The sequence below is a fragment of the uncultured Clostridium sp. genome, assembly GCF_947036855.1.
GTDB lineage: Bacteria > Bacillota > Clostridia > Clostridiales > Clostridiaceae > Sarcina.
Genome location: NZ_CAMQRY010000196.1, coordinates 1 through 3,144, shown reverse-complemented (window position 1 = coordinate 3,144; position 3,144 = coordinate 1). Strand labels below are relative to the sequence as shown.

Here is a 3,144-nt window from a genome sequence, read left to right as displayed (position 1 = left end):
CAAATGAACCTGTACCACCTGTAATTAATAAAACTTTATCTTTAAACATATTAAAATCTCCCTTTTTATATAAATTATAATTTATAGTTAAATATACTATCTAATTTATTTAATAACTTTGTTCTTGTAAAATTGTCCTTAAAATAATTCAAACCATTCTCACCAAGCTCATTTAATTGCTGTTTACTAAGCTTTGACATTTTAAGTATTGTATCTCCAAGTTTTTCAAAATCCCCTGATTCTGCTGCAAAACCACATTCTGATTCTTCTATTACACTTTTACCCTCACCACTTATACATCCTATTATTGGTTTTTTTGAAGCCATATACGATTGTACTTTAGCTGGTAGTGTAACTTTTAATATGTATTCTTTTCCAAGTGTAACTACTAAAGCATCTGCTTTACTAAAATATTCTGGCATACTCTCTGGTGGCTTTCTTCCTAAAAACTTTATATTATCGCCAAGATTAAAATCTTTAACCATCTTCTTAAGCTTTTCAAGATTACTTCCATCACCTATTATATTGCACATTATTTTACTTTCACTTGTTTTGCTCTTTATGTAATTCATAGCATTTACAAGTGTTTCTACATCCTGTGCTTTTCCTATATTCCCTGCAAATGTTATATTAAAAACTTCACTTTCCATCTCTTCAATAGCACTTGTATTTCCATAGAAATCTTCTGCCCATTGTGGGAAATATATAATCTTTTTCTCATCTATATTTTTACTCTCAAGTATCTCTTTGTATCCTTTTGATGCAATTAAAATTTTATCAAATGAATTATAAATCCACATACAAAACTTATCCATTATCTTTTTAACTTTTGTATTATTCAAAGGAACTATCGAGTAAAATGTTTCAGGCCATAAATCTTGCACATAAATAGTTGATTCTATTTTCTTCACTTTCGATAAAAACATAGCTGGCACAGCCGCTGTTATTGGTGAAGTTTCAAACATAAATATCTTATCGTACTTCTTAAACAATAGTGGTATTGCTCTAAATATTCCAAATATCATAAAACTAATATAATTTAACATTAACTTTATGCTACTCCCACTGCCTCTTGTAATCATAGGAGTTCTATAAACTTTTATATTTTCATACTCATTATGTGTTTTTTTTAAAAGTGAAAATCCTTTTAATTTTTTTCCACTCGGATAATTAGGTATCCCAGTTAAAACCTCTACTGTATGTCCTTTTTCAACTAATCCCTTTGCAATATCATTTACTCTAAACTCTTCTGGCCAGAAATATTGACTTACTATTAATATCTTCATCTTTTAAGCTCCTATTAATTATGATACTATTCCGTCTCTTTTTATAACTTTCAATACAGTTACAAATAAAATTTTTATATCAAATAATATACTTGCCTTACTCACATAAATTTCATCATATGAAACTTTTTCTTCTACACTTATATTATCTCTGCCATTTATTTGTGCAAACCCTGTTATCCCTGGTCTAACACAATCAACGCCTTTTTCTTTTCTAAGTTCTATCAAATCTTTTTCTTCTAGCATTATTGGTCTTGGACCTACTAAGCTAATTTCACCTTTTATTACATTTAAAAATTGCGGTATTTCATCTAAACTAGTTTTTCTAAGTAATTTCCCAACACTTGTTATATAACTTTTACAATCAACAAATTCTTCTGTTGATAATATAGGGGAGTCATTCTTCATTGTCCTAAATTTATATATATAAAAAGGTTTGCTGTTTATTCCAGCTCTTTTTTGCTTGAAAAATACTGGTCCTTTAGATGTAAACTTTATACTTATTGCTATTATTAACATTATTGGTGATAATATTATTACTGCAATTATAGCTAAAATAAAATCACTATATCTTTTTATAGGGTTATATATTACTTTTTTCTTGCTATCATTATTCTGTCTTAGCACAATTACCTCTCTCCTATCTTTATTTTATGTGGTAATAACTGTTGATTTTTGATACTAACTTATTTATTATTCTCTATTTCTATAGGATCATTATTACCATTTTTAAGCGATATTCTACTTCTTTATAAATTGTTACGTCTGCAATTTACGTACTTATATTATGTTAACATAATATTATCATTTTTTAGTTATCATTCACAAATTTTATGAATTGTACTTATTTAAGCTTTAAAAACAACTAATTACTTATATCTAAGCTATTTTTTTTATTTTATTTTAATTTTTTACCTATTTTATATGAAAATTTAATAATTTACACCACCTAAAATACTAAGAAAAAACAACAAGATAAAGTAATTTAATTAAGCTCTTTATATTTACAAGTCTTAACCTATATTTCACATTAATATTTTAATTCTAGACTCAAATTTATTTTTTAATAAATTTAAAATTGCCCTTATTGTTAACATATTAAATTAAAATTCTAGTTTTTAAGGTATTAATATATATTAGACCTTAAAATAAATTGAATATGTTTTATTTTTCTCGATTTTACTTACAAATATTCTAAATATATAATGAACATATAGATATCCATAAAATTTAAAAGTAAAAATATATATTAACTTAAATTTGAGTATATATATTTTTGCTATTACTAAACGGAGATGAATTTATAATGGGAAAATCAAAACATACTAAAGAGTTTAAAACAGAGCAAGAAGTGCAAAATGATATCAAAAGAAAACAATATGTGCATGATAGAGAAAATATGAAAACTCAATATTTTAAAAATCTAAATATAAAATAACACAAACAGGTATGTATCTAAAATTAGATACATACCTGTTTATATATATTATTTATTAATACTTCCAAGTTTACAGTAAGTAACACTATTCTTAACTGCACTATTAACATTTGCTTCAAATGAATATACTGAAATTAAGACAAGTATTATAATAACTCCTAAAACACCTATAATAAATTTTTTCATAATATTTAAAAGTTAAATTAACCTTAATTTAACTAAAGTCACCTCACAAATTTAAAAATTCTTACCTATATATATACATCATAAATAGCATATCTGTTTTTGATATGAATGCTTTATGATTTTAAATAGCTTTTATATTAAAACAAATCCCTACCACGTTTTGCAGCTATACTATCTATAAAAGCTATTTAACTTTCTTTCTTATTTTTCTATAACTCTTTTAACTCCTATAAA

4 protein-coding genes are annotated in these 3,144 nt (G+C 24.8%); 1 reads left to right on the top strand and 3 read right to left on the bottom strand.

The annotated features are described in order from the left end of the window. Nucleotides 1-74: 74 nt before the first annotated feature. Together Q0V15_RS12645 and Q0V15_RS12640 are read right to left on the bottom strand one after the other, a co-directional pair. Nucleotides 75-1,286 carry a glycosyltransferase family 4 protein gene (locus Q0V15_RS12645; RefSeq protein ID WP_297439500.1) on the bottom strand — a complete coding sequence of 404 codons (1,212 nt, stop codon included), beginning with the start codon at nucleotides 1,284-1,286 and terminating at the stop codon, nucleotides 75-77. A gap of 18 nt (nucleotides 1,287-1,304) precedes the next feature. Beyond that, the gene (locus Q0V15_RS12640; RefSeq protein ID WP_297439499.1) at nucleotides 1,305-1,913 is read right to left on the bottom strand and encodes a sugar transferase; all 609 of its coding nucleotides are present in this window, start codon (nucleotides 1,911-1,913) and stop codon (nucleotides 1,305-1,307) included. Between the two features lie 679 nt (nucleotides 1,914-2,592). Between Q0V15_RS12640 and Q0V15_RS12635 the strand changes: the two genes are divergently transcribed. Further along, nucleotides 2,593-2,724 (top strand): hypothetical protein, encoded by a 132-nt coding sequence (locus Q0V15_RS12635; protein WP_297439498.1) that lies wholly within the window; start codon nucleotides 2,593-2,595, stop codon nucleotides 2,722-2,724. A 48-nt stretch (nucleotides 2,725-2,772) separates the two neighbouring features. Here the strand turns inward: Q0V15_RS12635 and Q0V15_RS12630 are convergent, their stop codons facing one another. After that, a complete protein-coding gene (locus Q0V15_RS12630) occupies nucleotides 2,773-2,910 on the bottom strand; it encodes a hypothetical protein (protein WP_297439497.1) in 138 nt (45 codons plus the stop codon). Nucleotides 2,911-3,144 lie beyond the last annotated feature (234 nt).